Source organism: Streptomyces sp. NBC_01433 (assembly GCF_026340105.1).
Lineage (GTDB): Bacteria > Actinomycetota > Actinomycetes > Streptomycetales > Streptomycetaceae > Streptomyces.
The window spans coordinates 5,677,767-5,692,967 of sequence record NZ_JAPEPM010000001.1 but is presented as its reverse complement, the minus strand read 5'-3'; the positions used below and the strand labels follow the sequence as shown (position 1 = coordinate 5,692,967).

14 protein-coding genes and 1 riboswitch are annotated in these 15,201 nt (G+C 71.7%); of the genes, 3 read left to right on the top strand and 11 right to left on the bottom strand.

The annotated features are described in order from the left end of the window. Nucleotides 1-320: 320 nt before the first annotated feature. Complete coding sequence (locus tag OG413_RS25535; protein ID WP_266809072.1) at nucleotides 321-2,213, top strand: AAA family ATPase; 1,893 nt, start codon at nucleotides 321-323, stop codon at nucleotides 2,211-2,213. Between the two features lie 112 nt (nucleotides 2,214-2,325). Here OG413_RS25535 and OG413_RS25530 read toward each other — a convergent pair whose 3' ends face one another. From OG413_RS25530 to ribD, 10 genes are all read right to left on the bottom strand, one after another. Further along, nucleotides 2,326-3,429 (bottom strand): hemolysin family protein, encoded by a 1,104-nt coding sequence (locus OG413_RS25530; RefSeq protein WP_266809071.1) that lies wholly within the window; start codon nucleotides 3,427-3,429, stop codon nucleotides 2,326-2,328. Then, the gene (locus OG413_RS25525; RefSeq protein WP_266809070.1) at nucleotides 3,426-4,799 is read right to left on the bottom strand and encodes a hemolysin family protein; all 1,374 of its coding nucleotides are present in this window, start codon (nucleotides 4,797-4,799) and stop codon (nucleotides 3,426-3,428) included. The genes OG413_RS25530 and OG413_RS25525 overlap by 4 nt, the downstream gene beginning before the upstream one ends. 185 nt (nucleotides 4,800-4,984) lie before the next feature. Continuing rightward, nucleotides 4,985-5,461 carry a PH domain-containing protein gene (locus OG413_RS25520; protein ID WP_266809068.1) on the bottom strand — a complete coding sequence of 159 codons (477 nt, stop codon included), beginning with the start codon at nucleotides 5,459-5,461 and terminating at the stop codon, nucleotides 4,985-4,987. Between the two features lie 44 nt (nucleotides 5,462-5,505). Beyond that, nucleotides 5,506-6,354 carry an ATP phosphoribosyltransferase gene (gene hisG, locus OG413_RS25515; protein ID WP_073722533.1) on the bottom strand — a complete coding sequence of 283 codons (849 nt, stop codon included), beginning with the start codon at nucleotides 6,352-6,354 and terminating at the stop codon, nucleotides 5,506-5,508. 68 nt (nucleotides 6,355-6,422) lie between these two features. Further along, the gene (locus OG413_RS25510; protein ID WP_056787177.1) at nucleotides 6,423-6,695 is read right to left on the bottom strand and encodes a phosphoribosyl-ATP diphosphatase; all 273 of its coding nucleotides are present in this window, start codon (nucleotides 6,693-6,695) and stop codon (nucleotides 6,423-6,425) included. Nucleotides 6,696-6,730: 35 nt separating this feature from the next. Further along, nucleotides 6,731-7,216, bottom strand: coding sequence for a 6,7-dimethyl-8-ribityllumazine synthase (gene ribH / locus OG413_RS25505; RefSeq protein WP_266809066.1), 486 nt, complete (start codon nucleotides 7,214-7,216; stop codon nucleotides 6,731-6,733). A gap of 90 nt (nucleotides 7,217-7,306) precedes the next feature. Next, on the bottom strand, nucleotides 7,307-8,605 hold the full coding sequence (locus OG413_RS25500; RefSeq protein ID WP_266809065.1) for a bifunctional 3,4-dihydroxy-2-butanone-4-phosphate synthase/GTP cyclohydrolase II: 1,299 nt from the start codon (nucleotides 8,603-8,605) through the stop codon (nucleotides 7,307-7,309). Then, nucleotides 8,602-9,246, bottom strand: a complete 645-nt coding sequence (locus OG413_RS25495; protein ID WP_266809063.1) for a nicotinamide mononucleotide transporter family protein — start codon at nucleotides 9,244-9,246, stop codon at nucleotides 8,602-8,604. Before OG413_RS25495 ends, OG413_RS25500 begins: the two co-directional genes overlap by 4 nt. Next, nucleotides 9,243-9,956, bottom strand: a complete 714-nt coding sequence (locus OG413_RS25490; protein WP_266809061.1) for a riboflavin synthase — start codon at nucleotides 9,954-9,956, stop codon at nucleotides 9,243-9,245. Before OG413_RS25490 ends, OG413_RS25495 begins: the two co-directional genes overlap by 4 nt. Further along, the gene (ribD, locus tag OG413_RS25485) at nucleotides 9,957-11,057 is read right to left on the bottom strand and encodes a bifunctional diaminohydroxyphosphoribosylaminopyrimidine deaminase/5-amino-6-(5-phosphoribosylamino)uracil reductase RibD (protein ID WP_266809059.1); all 1,101 of its coding nucleotides are present in this window, start codon (nucleotides 11,055-11,057) and stop codon (nucleotides 9,957-9,959) included. A 160-nt stretch (nucleotides 11,058-11,217) separates the two neighbouring features. Continuing rightward, nucleotides 11,218-11,348, bottom strand: a riboswitch (FMN riboswitch). A 151-nt stretch (nucleotides 11,349-11,499) separates the two neighbouring features. On the opposite strand from ribD, the gene OG413_RS25480 reads away from it, so the two are divergent. Further along, nucleotides 11,500-12,246 (top strand): SDR family oxidoreductase, encoded by a 747-nt coding sequence (locus OG413_RS25480; RefSeq protein ID WP_266809057.1) that lies wholly within the window; start codon nucleotides 11,500-11,502, stop codon nucleotides 12,244-12,246. 187 nt (nucleotides 12,247-12,433) lie between these two features. Here the strand turns inward: OG413_RS25480 and OG413_RS25475 are convergent, their stop codons facing one another. After that, complete coding sequence (locus OG413_RS25475; RefSeq protein WP_266809056.1) at nucleotides 12,434-13,624, bottom strand: ROK family transcriptional regulator; 1,191 nt, start codon at nucleotides 13,622-13,624, stop codon at nucleotides 12,434-12,436. A 248-nt stretch (nucleotides 13,625-13,872) separates the two neighbouring features. Between OG413_RS25475 and OG413_RS25470 the strand changes: the two genes are divergently transcribed. Continuing rightward, the gene (locus tag OG413_RS25470) at nucleotides 13,873-15,111 is read left to right on the top strand and encodes an MFS transporter (RefSeq protein WP_266809054.1); all 1,239 of its coding nucleotides are present in this window, start codon (nucleotides 13,873-13,875) and stop codon (nucleotides 15,109-15,111) included. The last annotated feature ends 90 nt before the right edge of the window (nucleotides 15,112-15,201 follow it).

Here is a 15,201-nt window from a genome sequence, read left to right as displayed (position 1 = left end):
CCGAGGGGCCGTACAGGTCTTACGTTCTCATTGTGCGGCTTTTCGGAGCCCCCAAGGACGCGAAGCCCCCGATTGTTCCCCCGTGATCGGGGGCTTCGTTCTGCTCCCGCACCGCTTCCTTCGCGACCACGCAGGGCGATACGCTCACCCTCGGTCACGTTCCGCGCTGCGTCGAAGGCCCCTTAGCCGCTCACCCTCTGTGCAGGTACGATGCACTTCGGTGCGGTCAATTCCCCTCCTCAGCACAGTGATTCGGCGCGCTCCGGTGGGCATGCTGAGCGGGCGGGACATCCTGGGGGCACGGTTGTGTGGGGGACCTGATGGACATCGGCACGCAGGGCGCACAGGCCCCCGCCGACCTCGCCTGGCTGCGTGGCGTGGACGCCTACACCATGGGCGCGTATCCGCAGGCGGAGGAGGAGTTCAGAGCCGCGGTGCGGTTCGACCCCGGCATGGCGGACGGCTGGCTCGGCCTCCACGCGCTGCGCGTCGACACCACCACGGCGCTGCTGCGCATGTACCGCCACCGTGAACGCTTCGGCGAGCAGCGCTCCCGCCACCGCCGCACGCTGAACTCGTGGTACTGGCTGGGCTGGTGGGTACAACCGGTGCTGGAGAGCCCGCGCGACCTGCTGCTCGCGCACGCCTCGCACTGGCTGGACGGCCGCCATGTCCCGGAACTGGACCGGGCGCTGGCCGGGCTGCCGCCGGTCGACACCGACTCCCAGGTGCGGTTCCTGCACGCCTGCCGTTCCTACCTGGTCAAGGACTGGGACCAGCTCGTCCGCTACACCGAACAGCTCGTCGACGATCCGATGCTCGGCATCGAGGCGGGGCTCTTCGGCGGCATGGCGCGGGTGCGCCTGGAGATGTACGGGCAGGCCGAACCGCTGCTCTCGGCCGCCCTGATGCGCTGCCGCAGCGAGCAGCCGCAGCGCAAGGAGCTGCGCTACTGGCTGGCCAGGGCCCACGAGGGGACGGGACGCAGCGCGGCCGCCCTGCCCCTCTACCGTGCGGTGCACCGCGTCGACCCGGCCTTCATGGACACCTCGGCCCGGCTCGCGGCGATCTCCGAGGGCGACGGGTACGACGACTCCGCCGACCTGGCCGCCGTGTCGCTGACCGGATTCGGCGTGGAGGGTACGGGCACGGAGATCCAGCCGGAGAGCGAATCACCGCTCGGTACGGATCTCGTGGACAGCCGGGAACCGTGGCCGGTCCCGGATCCGGGTCCGGCCGTACCTCCACCCGTCGAGGGCGTACGCCACAAGGCGGCGGCAGCAGCACCGAAGCGGCCCACCTTCCCCGCCGGGCCCAGCGATCCCGTGCTGCTCGCCGAAGCGCTGGCGGAACTGGAGCGAATGGTCGGCCTCGAACCGGTAAAGCGCCAGGTCAAGGCCCTGTCCGCGCAGTTGAACATGGCCCGGCTGCGGGCCGAGCAGGGACTGCCCGTCCAGCCGCCGAAGCGCCACTTCGTCTTCTCCGGCCCCTCCGGCACCGGCAAGACCACCGTCGCCCGCATTCTGGGGCGGGTCTTCTACGCCCTCGGACTGCTCGGCGGCGATCATCTGGTGGAGGCGCAACGGGCCGATATGGTCGGGGAGTTCCTCGGCCAGACGGCGGTCAAGGCCAATGAGCTGATCGACTCGGCGCTCGGCGGGGTGCTCTTCGTCGACGAGGCGTACAGCCTGTCCAACTCGGGCTACAGCAAGGGCGATGCGTACGGCGACGAGGCGCTTCAGGTCCTCCTCAAGCGGGCCGAGGACAACCGGGACCATCTCGTCGTCATCCTCGCGGGCTACCCGGAGGGCATGGACCGGCTGCTCGCCACCAATCCCGGGCTTTCCTCCCGCTTCACCAGCCGGGTGGACTTCCCGAGCTACCGCCCCCTGGAACTCACCGCGATCGGTGGGGTGCTGGCCGCCGAGAACGGTGATGTGTGGGACGAGGAGTCCGTGGACGAGCTGCGCAGCATCAGCGGGCATGTCGTCGACCAGGGCTGGATCGACGAGCTGGGCAACGGGCGGTTCCTGCGGACGCTGTACGAGAAGAGCTGCGCCTACCGGGATCTGCGGCTGTCCGGGTACGCGGCCGTGCCGACGCGCGACGATCTGGCGACGCTGCGGCTGCCGGATCTGATGCAGGCGTACGGGGAGGTCCTGTCCGGGCGGGGACCGGTGGACCGCGGGCCCCAGGAGCCGGGAACGGCGTGAGCGCCCAGAGACCTCGTGAGCGCAGGAACGCCGTGAGGGCGCGCGGTGGCGGGGCACAGTGGCCGAGGGGTCCGGTGCCACCCGCGCCGGGTGGCACCGGACCCCCGGTCCGTCAGGCGCGGCCCGCCAGGGCCTTCTGTTCCTGAGGGGCCGTCGGTACGTCCACCGTGCGGCGGGGTACCGAGACGCGGTGGGCCGGGTCGCGGACCTCTCCCACCAGCATTTCCAGGACGTCCTCCATGGCGACCAGGCCCAGCACCCGGCCAGAGGAGTCGGCCACCTGGGCCAGATGCGTCGCGGCGCGGCGCATCACGGTGAGGGCGTCGTCCAGGGGGAGCTCCGCTCGTACCGTCGCCATCGGGCGCCAGATCTGCTGCGGTACGGCCCGTTCGCCGTCCTCCAGGTCCAGGACGTCCTTGACGTGCAGGTAGCCCATGAAGGGGCCGCCGCCCTCCGCGCAGACGGGGAAGCGCGAGTAGCCGGTCCGTACGGTCAGCTCCTCGATCCTGCGCGGGGTGACGGAGGGGTCCACCGTCACCAGCGACGCCCGCTCCAGGAGCACATCGGTGACCGGCCGGCTGCCCAGTTCGAGCGCGTCCTCCAGGCGCTCCTGTGCCTCCGGCTCCAGCAGGCCGGCCTGTCCGGAGTCCTCCACGAGCCGGTTGAGCTGCTCGCTGGTGAACACGGCCTCGACCTCGTCCTTGGGCTCGACCCGGAAGAGCATCAGCACGATCCGGGCACAGGCGCCCAGTCCCGTGGTGACCGGGCGGCAGAGCCGGGCGAAACCGACCAGTCCCGGACTGAGCCACAGAGCGGTCTTCTCCGGGGCGGCCATCGCGAGATTCTTCGGGACCATCTCGCCGATGACGAGGTGGAGGACGACCACGAAGACGAGAGCCAGCGCATACCCGAGCGGGTGGATGAGCCCCTCGGGAACACGCGCCGCGTGGAAGACCGGTTCGAGGAGGTGGGCCACGGTCGGCTCGGCGACGGCGCCCAGGGTGAGTGAGCAGATGGTGATGCCGAACTGGGCGGCGGCCATCATCTGCGGCAGATTCTCCAGTCCGTACAGGACCTGGCGGGCCCGGCTCGATCCGCTCGCGGCGAGCGGTTCGACCTGGCTGCGGCGTACGGAGACGAGAGCGAACTCGGCGCCGACGAAGAAGCCGTTCGCCAGCACCAGGAGCCCGGCGAACAGCAGCTGGAGCAGGCTCATCGCACGGCCTCCAGCAGCACTCGCGCGGAGGGCTCGGCGGCCGTGCCGTTCTCCGGCAGGTCCGCCGTGCGGGTGAAGCGGACCTGTTCGGCACGGTAGTGGCCGACCTGGCGGACGGAGATCCGCCAGCCGGGGAGCTCCGCGCGGTCCCCGGGGGCGGGGATGCGGCCCAGCAGATCGGCGACCAGTCCGGCCACGGTCTCGTACGGCCCGTCCGGTACGTCGAGGCCTATCCGGCGCAGGGTGAGGACCCGGCAGCTGCCTTCGGCGTCCCAGACGGTACGGCCGTCCTCACCGAGGGCGGTGGCCAGCTCCGGCCGGTCGGCGCCTTCCGCGTCGTGCTCGTCGCGGACCTCGCCGACGAGCTCCTCGATGATGTCCTCAAGGGTGACGACTCCGGCGGTCCCGCCGTACTCGTCGACGACGACGGCGATCGGCTGCTCCTTGCGCAGCCGCCGGAGGAGCTGCTCGACGGGCAGGCTCTCCGGCACCAGAAGCGGTGGTACGGCGATCCGGCCGGCCGGGGTGCGCAGCCGCTCCTGGGCGGGGACGGCGAGGGCGTCCTTGAGGTGGATCATGCCGACGACCTCGTCGATGCGGTCCCGGTATACCGGGAAGCGGGAGAGGCCGGTGGCACGGGTGAGGTTGAGGACGTCCGCCGCGGTCGCGGACGACTGGAGGGCGCTCACCTTCACGCGCGGGGTCATGACGTGCTGGGCGGTGAGTCCGGCCAGCGACAGGGTCCGTACGAAGAGGTCGGCGGTGTCCTGTTCCAGGGTGCCGGCCTCGGCCGAGTGCCTGGCCAGGGAGACCAGCTCGCCCGGGGTACGGGCGGAGGCCAGCTCATCGGTGGGCTCCACGCCCAGCAGGCGCACCAGCCGGTTGGCGAGGGTGTTCAGTGCGGTGATCACGGGGCGCAGCACGGTCGCGAAACGGTGCTGGGGCCCGGCGACGAAACGGGCGACCTGGAGCGGTCGCGAGATCGCCCAGTTCTTCGGGACGAGTTCGCCGATCACCATCTGGACGGCGGCGGCGAGCAGCATCCCGATGACCACGCTGACACCGGGTGCGGCCCGTTCGGGCAGTCCGGTGGCGGTCAGGGGGCCGGTGAGCAGCTGGGCGAGTGCCGGTTCGGCGAGCATGCCGACGACCAGCGAGGTGATGGTGATGCCGAGCTGGGTGCCGGAGAGCTGGAAGGAGAGTTCGCGCAGGGCTTCGACGACGGTACGGGCCCGCCGGTCGCCCTCGGCGGCCGCGCGTTCGGCGTCCGGCCGCTCCACGGTGACGAGCCCGAATTCGGCTGCCACGAAGAATCCGTTGGCGAGGATGAGAAGGAATGCCGCACTGAGAAGCAGCAGTGGGGTGGTCATGCCGCCGCCTCCGGGGAAGGGGCGGCGCAGGTACTACCGGACGATCCGTCCATTGCTGGAGGGAGTCACTCCTTGGGTCGCAGGAAAAACCCCGCCGGCCTGGGGGCCTCTGGGGCGGGGCGGGGCGCACTGGGCGCCGCCGCCCTCCAGAGTAATCAAGAAGAGGCCGTACGGGGCAGGGGGGCTCAGCCGTTGTCCGTGGCGGCGTCCGCTCCGGTGCCGCGGGATTCGGCGAGGACGCGCAGCGCACGGGCGTCCCGGATGGCCTGCTGCTTGGCGATTCCGGGCTGGATGCCGAGCGCGGGCAGGCTGGTGCCGTCGCTGAGGTCGAGGAAGACCCAGGGGTCACCGACCCGCAGATTGACGCGGAGGATCTCCTCCCAGGCCAGCCTGCGGGTGCGGGTGAGGTTGACGACGGTGACCCCGGTGTCGTCGGCGACGACCTTGGGCCTGCTGAGCAGGGCCAGGACGCCGAGGAAGAGCGCGGCGACGAAGATGAAGCTGGTCCGCTCCCCCGGGTTCAGCTTCTCCAGGGTCAGGGCGATGACGGTGATGACGAGGAACATCGCCAGACCCACGGCCAGCAGGACCACCCGGGTGAGGGTGGGCCTGAAGGTGACCGGGAGAGTGGGCAGTTCGGGCCGGGGGGCGGAGGCGGACATCAGGCGCTCTTCTTGTCTGTCGGTGTTCTCGGTCGCCCCGGCCGTCAGAGACGGCAGGCGTGGATGGCCGTGGTGAGGATGGCGCGGGCACCGAGCTCGTACAGGTCGTCCATGATCCGCTGCGCCTCCTTGGCGGCGACCATGGAGCGGACGGCGACCCAGCCCTCGTGGTGCAGCGGGGAGATGGTCGGCGACTCCAGGCCCGGGGTGAGGGCCACGGCGCGCTCCAGGTGCTCGACGCGGCAGTCGTAGTCCATCATCACGTAGGAGCGGGCGACCAGGACGCCCTGGAGGCGGCGGAGGAACTGCTGCACCTTCGGGTCGTCGTCGGGGGCGCCGGTGCGCCGGATGACGACGGCCTCCGACTTCATGATCGGCTCGCCGATCACTTCGAGTCCGGCGTTGCGCAGGCTGGTGCCGGTCTCCACCACATCGGCGATGATCTGGGCGACCCCCAGCTCGATGGCGGTCTCGACCGCGCCGTCGAGGTGGACGACGGAGGCGTTGACGCCGACGTCGGCCAGGTGCTTGGCGACGATGCCCTCGTAGGAGGTGGCGATCGTCATGCCGTCGAAGTCCTGCGGGCCGTGGGCCGTGCCGGGCTTGGTGGCGTAGCGGAAGGTCGAGCGGGCGAAGCCGAGCTGGAGGATCTCCTCGGCGTCGGCGCCGGAGTCCAGCAGCAGGTCGCGGCCGGTGACGCCGATGTCGAGGCGGCCGGAGCTGACGTAGATCGCGATGTCGCGGGGCCGCAGGTAGAAGAACTCGACCTCGTTCTCCGGGTCGACGAGAACGAGTTCCTTGGACTCCTTGCGCTGCTGGTATCCGGCCTCATGGAGCATCGCCATCGCAGGCCCGGAGAGTGAACCCTTGTTGGGGACGGCGATGCGCAGCATGGGGTCGGGTCCTTTGGTGCGAAGGGGCGGGATTGCGGACGTGCGGACGTGCGGGGAGCGTGGTCGGCCTAGAGATGGGCGTAGACGTCGTCGAGGGAGATGCCGCGGGCGACCATCATCACCTGAACGTGGTAGAGCAGCTGCGAGATCTCCTCGGCGGCGGCTTCCTTGCCCTCGTACTCGGCGGCCATCCAGACCTCGGCCGCCTCCTCGACGACCTTCTTGCCGATGGCATGCACTCCCTTGTCCACCAGTTCGGCGGTGCGGGAGGTGGAGGGGTCGCCGTTGGCGGCCTTGAGCTGCAGCTCGGCGAAGAGCTCTTCGAAGGTTTTGTTCGCCATGATGGTCCTTAGAATACGGGGTCGCCGGCCCGCACTCAGCGCCAGGGTTCGCTGACGGTGCGCAGTGTGGTGGCGGTGGCGACGGCCGCGGTGACCGCTTCGTGGCCCTTGTCCTCGTTGGACCCTTCGAGACCGGCCCGGTCCAGCGCCTGCTCCTCGGTGTCACAGGTCAGGACGCCGAATCCGACCGGTACCCCGGTGTCGACGGTGACCTGGGTGAGGCCCGCGGTGACCCCGTGGGAGACGTATTCGAAGTGCGGGGTTCCGCCGCGGATGATCACGCCGAGGGCGACGATCGCGTCGTAGCCGCGGCCCGCGAGGACCTTGGCGACGACGGGAAGCTCGAAGCTGCCGGGGACCCGGAGCAGGGTCGGCTCGTCGATGCCCAGCTCGCGCAGCGCGCGCAGGGCGCCGTCGACGAGTCCGTCCATGATCTGCTCGTGCCACTGGGCGGCGATAACGGCCACCCGCAGGTCACCGCAGTTGCGTACGGACAGTTCGGGTGCGCCCTTGCCGCTCATGTCTCTCCTACTGCTCGTTCCGTGGGGTTACGGGGGTGGTGAATGGGGTTACGGGGTGGTGGGTGGGGTGAATGGGGATACGGGGCGGGGTCACTGGTTGCTGCACGTCGACGCGGTGGCGCTGTCGAGCCAGGGCAGGTCGTGGCCCATGCGGTCGCGCTTGGTGCGCAGGTATCGCAGATTGTGCTCCCCGGCCTGGACGGGCATGGGCTCCCGGCCGGTGACGGCGAGCCCGTGCCGCAGCACCGCGGCGGTCTTGTCGGGGTTGTTGGTCATCAGGCGGAGGCTGCCGACACCGAGGTCCGCGAGGATCTGGGCGCCCGCCGCGTAGTCGCGGGCGTCGGCGGGCAGGCCGAGCTCCAGATTGGCGTCGAGGGTGTCGACCCCGCGCTCCTGGAGTTCGTACGCGCGCAGCTTGGAGAGCAGCCCGATGCCGCGGCCCTCGTGGCCGCGCAGATAGACGACGACGCCGCGGCCCTGCGCGGTGACGCGCTCCATGGCGGCGTGCAGTTGGGGGCCGCAGTCGCAGCGCTGGGACTGGAAGATGTCGCCGGTCAGGCACTCCGAGTGGATCCGTACGAGGACGTCCTCGCCGTCGCCGATGTCCCCGTGGACGAGCGCCACATGCTCCACTCCGTCGACGGTGGAGCGGTAGCCGTACGCGGTGAACTCGCCGAACGCGGTCGGCAGCCGGACCTCGGCCTCGCGGCGGACGGTCGGTTCGGCGCTGCGGCGGTAGGCGATCAGGTCCTCGATGGAGATGATCGTCAGGCCGTGCTTGCGGGCGAAGGGGACCAGTTCGGGCAGCCGCAGCATCACGCCGTCCTCGCCCGCGATCTCCACGATCGCCCCGGCGGGCCGCAGTCCGGCGAGCCGGGCCAGGTCGACGGCGGCCTCGGTGTGGCCGTTGCGTACGAGGACTCCGCCGGAGCGGGCCCGCAGCGGGAAGACATGGCCGGGGCGGACGAAGTCGCCGGGTCCGGCCACGCCGCCCGCCAGCAACCGCAGCGTGGTGGCACGGTCGGCGGCGGAGATGCCGGTGGTCACGCCGTGCGCGGCACCGCCGTCGACGGAGACGGTGAAGGCGGTCTTCATCGACTCGGTGTTGTGCGCGACCATCTGCGGCAGTTCGAGCCGTTCCAGCTCGTCGCTCTCCATGGGCGCGCAGATCAGCCCGCGGCATTCGCTCATCATGAACGCGACGATCTCGGGGGTCGCCTTCTCGGCGGCGATGACGAGGTCGCCCTCGTTCTCGCGGTCCTCGTCGTCCACGACGACGACGGGCCGGCCGGCGGCGATGTCGCGGATGGCCTGCTCGACGGGGTCGAGGGAGAGGTTCTCGACGAGCGGGTCGTGATCCCGGTGCAACCAGGTGGGCTGGGCAGTCATGCCGTGGCTCCTTCCAGAGCGGGTGACCGCGTGCGCAGCCACCAGTCGCGCATGCCCCACAGGACGAGGGCGCCGTAGACGACGTAGATGAGACCGGAGAAGGCGAGTCCGCTGTGGAAATTGAGCGGGACGCCGACCAGGTCGACCAGGAGCCAGGCGAACCAGAACTCGACCATGCCGCGCGCCTGGGCGAGCATCGCGACGAGCGTGCCCGCGAAGATGTAGGCGTCCGCCCACGGGCTCCAGGACAGGGACGGGAACGCCGTGAAGAGACCGCCGACGGCCAGGGTGCCGAGCGCCGCGCCGCCGATCAGGTAACCGCGCTCGCGCCAGGTGGCGAACCGTACGGCGATGCTGCCGTCCTGGGCCCGCTGCCTGCCGCGGGTCCACTGCTGCCAGCCCCAGACGGCGACGGCGATGACGACCAGCTGTTTGCCGACACTGCCCGCCTGGTGCACGGAGACATTGGCCGCGACCAGGACGACGCCGGAGAGGAGCTGGGCGGGCCAGGTCCAGATGGAGCGGAGCCAGCCGAGGGTGAGCGCCGCCAGACCGATCGTGTTGCCGAGCATGTCGGACCAGATGATGTGCTGCCCGAAGACGGTGAACGCCTCCGAGTTCAGCCAGGTCAGCGCGCTCATGTCACCGGCTCCCCGGGATCCGGCACCACACCCCGGGCCGCGCCGGGGGCAGCACCCTGGACGGGTGCGGACGCGGCCGATCCGCCCACGGCCACGGCGTTGGGGACAGCGCCCTGCACCGCGTTGGCGCCGAGCAGCCGCTCGACGTACTTCGCGATCACGTCCACTTCGAGGTTGACCGGGTCGCCGGGCTGCTTGATGCCGAGCGTGGTCAGGGCGAGGGTGGTGGGGATGAGGCTGATGGTGAAGTAGTCGGGCCCGGCGTCCACCACGGTCAGGCTCACGCCGTCGACGGTGATGGAGCCCTTCTCCACCACGTAACGGGCCAGCTCCGCGGGCAGGGAGACCTTCACGATCTCCCAGTTCTCGGAGATCCTGCGCTCCACGATGCGGCCGGTGCCGTCGACGTGGCCCTGGACGATGTGTCCGCCGAGGCGGCCGCCGAGGGCCATGGGGCGCTCCAGATTGACCCGGGAGCCGGTCGCGAGGGCGCCGAGGCTGGAGCGGTCGAGCGTCTCCGCCATCACGTCCGCGGTGAACTCGTGGTCGCCGAGGTCCACGACGGTGAGGCAGACCCCGTTGACGGCGATGGAGTCGCCGTGTTTGGCGCCTTCGGTGACGACGGGGCCGCGCAGTCGGAAGCGGGAGGCGTCGTCGAGCTTCTCGACGGCAGTGACCTCACCCAGTTCTTCGACAATTCCGGTGAACACTCAGTTTCCCTTCCGAGCAGTGACGGGGACGGCGGTGATGCGCAGATCGGGGCCGAGAGTGACGGTCTCGGTCACATCGAGGCGCAACGCCCGCGCGAGTGTGGGGATTCCGGCGTCGGCGAGGGCGGCGGGGCCCGCGCCGAGCAGAACGGGGGCGAGATAGCCGACGACCTTGTCGACCGCCCCCGCGGCGACGAAGGCACCGGCCAGAGTCGGCCCGCCTTCGAGGAGTACGGAGCGGATACCCCGCCCGTGGAGGGCGGCGAGCAGGGCCGTCAGGTCCAGTCCCCGGCCGGAGGCGGCCCTCGGCAGCCGCAGGACGGCCGCTTCGGGGAGATGGGCGGCGGGGGCGTCGTCGGCGACCGCGATCAGGGCGGGCGCGGTGGCGTCGAGGACGCGGGCGCCGGGCTTGACGGCCGTCGCGCCGGTGTCGACGACCACCCGCAGCGGCTGGGTGGCGCCCTCGATGCCGCGTACTCCCAGCTGGGGGTCGTCGACGCGGGCGGTGCCGGAGCCGACCACGACGGCGTCGGCCTCGGCGCGCAGCCGGTGGACATCGGCGCGGGCCTCGGGCGAGGTGATCCAGCGACTGGTGGCGTCGGCGGCCGCGACCCGGCCGTCGAGCGTCGCCGCGTACTTCCAGAGGACGTACGGGCGGCCGAGGCGCACCGAGGTCAGCCAGGCGGCGTTGCCCGCCTCGGCCTCGTCGGCGAGGAGCCCCTGCTCGGCCTGGATCCCGGCCCGGCGCAGGGTGTCCGCGCCGCCGGTGGCCTGCGGATCCGGGTCGCCGACCGCGTACACGACACGGCTGATCCCGGCGCGCAGGAGCGCCTGGGCGCAGGGGCCGGTGCGTCCGGTGTGGTTACAGGGTTCGAGGGTGACGTAGGCGGTACCGCCCCGGGCCCGCCCGCCGGCCGCGCGCAGCGCGTGTATCTCGGCGTGCGGCCCTCCGGCGCACTGGTGGAAGCCCTCTCCGGCCGGCTCTCCGGCGGCGTCGGTGATCACGCATCCGACGACCGGATTGGGGCTGGTGGAGCCGAGTCCGCGGGCTGCGAGCGCGATCGCTCGGCGCATGGCGGTGATTTCGGCTGCGGTGGCCACCGGGTCCTCCTGCCTCTTCGGGCACGGACTCCGGGGCCTGTCGATGACGACAGATGAAGCGGTACGACACCGGGGACGCCACATCCCGAGGGCACGGACACGGCTGTCCCGGTGATCCGGAACACGCGTCCGCCTGGGGCGGCGTACCTGTGACGACCCGCCGCGCACTGCCTCCCATCCGGACTTTCACCGTCGGTCCAGGAATCACACCTGGTCAACCGGCCGCTGGCTGCGGACGGGTCGCGGACTATAACCGCCGGTTCGGAATTACACCGACCCCGGAGTGCGCTGCTATTGGTACGCAATCAGTCTGCCACGGACGACCGTCGGCCATGCAGGTGATGACTGTGTGCTGACTCACAGAGCAACCTCGGAGAAGGGGCGCCCACCGGATCTTCCCGGTCCCCGCCCCGCGTCCCGCCGCTCTGGCAGGCTTGCGTCCATGACGACGATTCTGGTGACCGGCGGTACCGGAACACTCGGCGGGCAGGTCACCGCGCGACTGCGCGACGCCGGACAGGACGTACGGGTACTGAGCCGCCGCTCCCCTTCGTACGCCGTCGATCTGCGCGACGGCACGGGGCTGGACGCCGCACTCGACGGGGTGGACACGATCGTGCACTGCGCCACGTCCCCGCGGGGCGGGGACGACAAGGCGGCCGGGCATCTCATCGGGGCCGCGCGGCGGGCGGGCGTGCCCCATCTGGTCTATATCTCGATCGTCGGTGTGGACCGGGTGCCGCTCGGCTACTACACCGTCAAGCATCGAGTCGAACGAATGATCGAGAAGTCGGGGCTCGGCTGGACGATTCTGCGGACCACGCAGTTCCACGACCTGGTCCTGAGCGTCCTCTCCGCGGCGGCCAGGCTGCCCGTGCTGCCGGTGCCCTCGGGGGTGTCGGTCCAGCCCATCGACAGCGGTGAGGTCGCGGAGCGGCTGGCCACGCTGGCGCTCGGCGACCCGGCGGGACGGGTGCCCGAGATGGGCGGCCCCGAGGTCCGGGAGCTGGCCGACCTGGCCCGCGTCCACCTCCGGGCGACCGGACGCAAGCGACGGGTGGTGCCCGTGCGGCTGGCGGGCAAGGCGTACGCCGGATACCGCCGCGGTGATCATCTGGCACCCGAACGGGCCGTGGGGACCATGACGTTCGAGGAGTTCCTCGCGACGAGGTACCGCCGCCCGGTGTGAGCGGCCCCGCCGGGCGAGCGGTTCCCTACGGTTCCAGGCCGCCGGGCGAAGGGTTCCGTACGGTTCCCGGCCGCCGGGCGCCGCGGTTCTCAGCAGCCGCGGTTCTCAGCAGCCGCGGTTCTCAGCAGCCCCGGGGTGAGCGGCCCGCCGGGGGAAGCGGTTCTTCAGCCGCTCGGTGAAGGGTCTCTCAGCCGCCGGGGGCGAACAGCGCGTCCTGGGCCGCCTCGCGCGCCGTGAGCAGTGCGCCGCGCAGCACGGCGGCGCCGCCGAGCGATCCGGCGCGGACCTCGGTGCGCAGCGGCGACATCCTGGCCAGCCGTTCCTCGACGCGGTCGGCGAGCCCGGCGCCGCCCGCGTGGCCGACCTCGCCCGACAGGACCACGCAGCCCGGGTCGAGCACCGAGGCCACGGCGGCGGCACCGAGCGCCAGACGGTCGGCGAGGGCGTTCAGGAACGGGTCACCCTCCGCCCCCTGGCCGAGAGCCGCCCGGACGGCGGCAGCGGCGTCCGGTTCCGCGTCTCCTCCCCGCGCGTACGGGGGCACCTTGATGCCGTGGTCGGCGGCGAGTTCACAGATGGCCGCCGAGCCCACCAGGGAGTGGAAGCCGCCGTCGCAGCTGACGTCCGAGGGAATGCCCGCCGTGCCGGGCACGGGCAGGAACCCGATCTCCCCCGCACCGCCCGAGGCCCCCCGGCGCAGCTTCCCGTCCAGCATCACGGCGGCGCCGATGCCGTGGCCGAGCCAGAGCAGGACGAAGGTGTCGCGGTCGCGGGCGGCGCCGACGCGGTGCTCGGCGACGGCGGCCAGATTGGTCTCGTTCTCCACCAGAACGGTCGCGGGCAGCCGCCGCTGAAGCACCCGGACCAGGCCGCGGTGCCAGGCGGGCAGGCCGCTGGTGTCGCGCAGTTCGCCGGTGACCGGGTCGATCAGCCCGGGGGCGCCGATGCCGACGCTGTGCAGGGGGGCGGTCCCGGCCTCGCGTGCGGTGCGTTCGAGGAGTGCCACGGCCTGCTCGACGGCGGGTTCCGTGCCGGTGTCGCTGCCGATGGGCATGGTCGCCTCGGCGAGCGTGGCTCCCAGCAGGTCGGCGACGACCACGGCGACACTGCCGGTGCGCACGTCGAGTGCCGCGAGGTGGGCGCGGTCGGCGACGATCCCGTACAGCCGGGCGTTGGGGCCCCGGCGCCGGGCTCCGCTCTCGCCGACGACCTGGATCAGCCCGGCGTCCCGCAATCGCTCGACCAGGTCGGCGACCGTTGGGCGGGAGAGGCCGGTCAGCGTCTTCAGCTGCGTGGCCGTCAAGGGGCCGTCCTGCTGGAGCAGTCGCAGGGCGAGCCGGTCATTGATGGCCCGAGCGGTGCTCGGTGAAGCGGGCATGCCGGGATCCTTCCAGATCACGTCGCACTCATTCCATGGGCGGCCGGTGGGGACCGCGGGACGACCGGTGCGCGCGGCCGACGCGGGCCGCTGCGGGCCGCTCGCCGGTTGCTCGCCGGACCGTTCGCCGGGCTGTTGATGCGGGCTATTTATCAGGCAGGGTTCCTGATAGTTTACGCCCCGGATCGTGGGCAGAGGCGCCGGAGCAGAGCCGGTGGACCAGTATCTCCAGGGGAGGGCACGGCGGTATGACAACGGATTCCACAGGGACGGGCGTCGGCACGGAACAGGTCGGGCGGGCCAGGATCGCCATCGCCACCGTCTTCACGGTGCACGGGGCGGTGACCGGCAGCTTCGCGACCCGGGTGCCCTGGATCCAGGACCACGCCGGGGTCAGCGCCGGTCAGCTCGGTCTCGCACTGGCCTTCCCCGCGATCGGCGCCTCGCTCGCGATGCCGCTGGCCGGGCGGATCAGTCACCGCTTCGGCACCAGAACCGCTCTGCGCGGGCTGCTGATGCTGTGGACGCTCGCCCTGGTGCTGCCCGCGATGGCGCCGAGCCTGCTGACGCTCTGCGCGGCGCTCTTCGTGTACGGGGCGACGGCGGGGATGTCCGACGTGGCGATGAACGCACTGGGCGTCGAGGTGGAGAACCGGCTCAACAAGTCGATCATGTCCGGCCTGCACGGGATGTGGAGCGTGGGCGCGCTGGCCGGTTCGGCCGCCGGAACGGTCGCGGCACACCTCGGCACCGACGCGCGACTGCATCACACGGTGGCCGCCGCCGTCCTCACCGTACTGGGGCTGATCGCCTGTCAGGGTGTGCTCGATCTGCGCAGCGAGCCGGACGAGGACCCGCCGCCGCGCTTCACCCTGCCGCCCAAGTCCGCGCTGGTCATCGGCGCGATCGGGTTCTGCGCGGTGTTCGCCGAAGGTGCCAGCATGGACTGGTCGGCGGTCTACCTCCGGGACATCATGGGCAGTTCCGCGGGTCTGGCGGCCGCGTCCACCACGGCGTTCGCGCTGACGATGGCGGTGGCCCGGATCGCCGGGGACCGGATCGTCGACCGGTTCGGGGCGGTCCGCACGGTACGGGTCGGGGGTTCGCTGGCGACCGTCGGCGGTCTGCTGGTCGTGCTGTCGCCGGACCCGGCGGTGGCGCTGTGCGGCTTCGGGCTGCTGGGGCTCGGCGTGGCCGTCGTGGTCCCGCTCGCCTTCGCCGCGGCCGGGCGCAGCGGGCCGAACCCGAGCCAGGCCATCGCGGGCGTGGCCACCATCACGTACACCTCGGGGCTCATCGCCCCGTCGGCGATCGGCTCACTGGCCGAGGCCACCTCGCTGGTCGTGTCGTTCGGCCTGGTGACGGTGCTGGCGTTCGGGCTGGTGCTGGGGGCCGGGGTGCTGCGCGCGGGCGACCGCAAGGTCACCGGCCCGGCCGGCCCGGACACCGTGCCGGCGAAGAGCGGGGCGGAGCCGAGCGGGAGCTGAGACGGCAGCCGAGGCGGGAGTTGAAGCGGCCCGGTGGCGGCGCACCGACGCGAGCGCGGCAGGCGCCCTGATTCCCGGAGGTGAAGGACC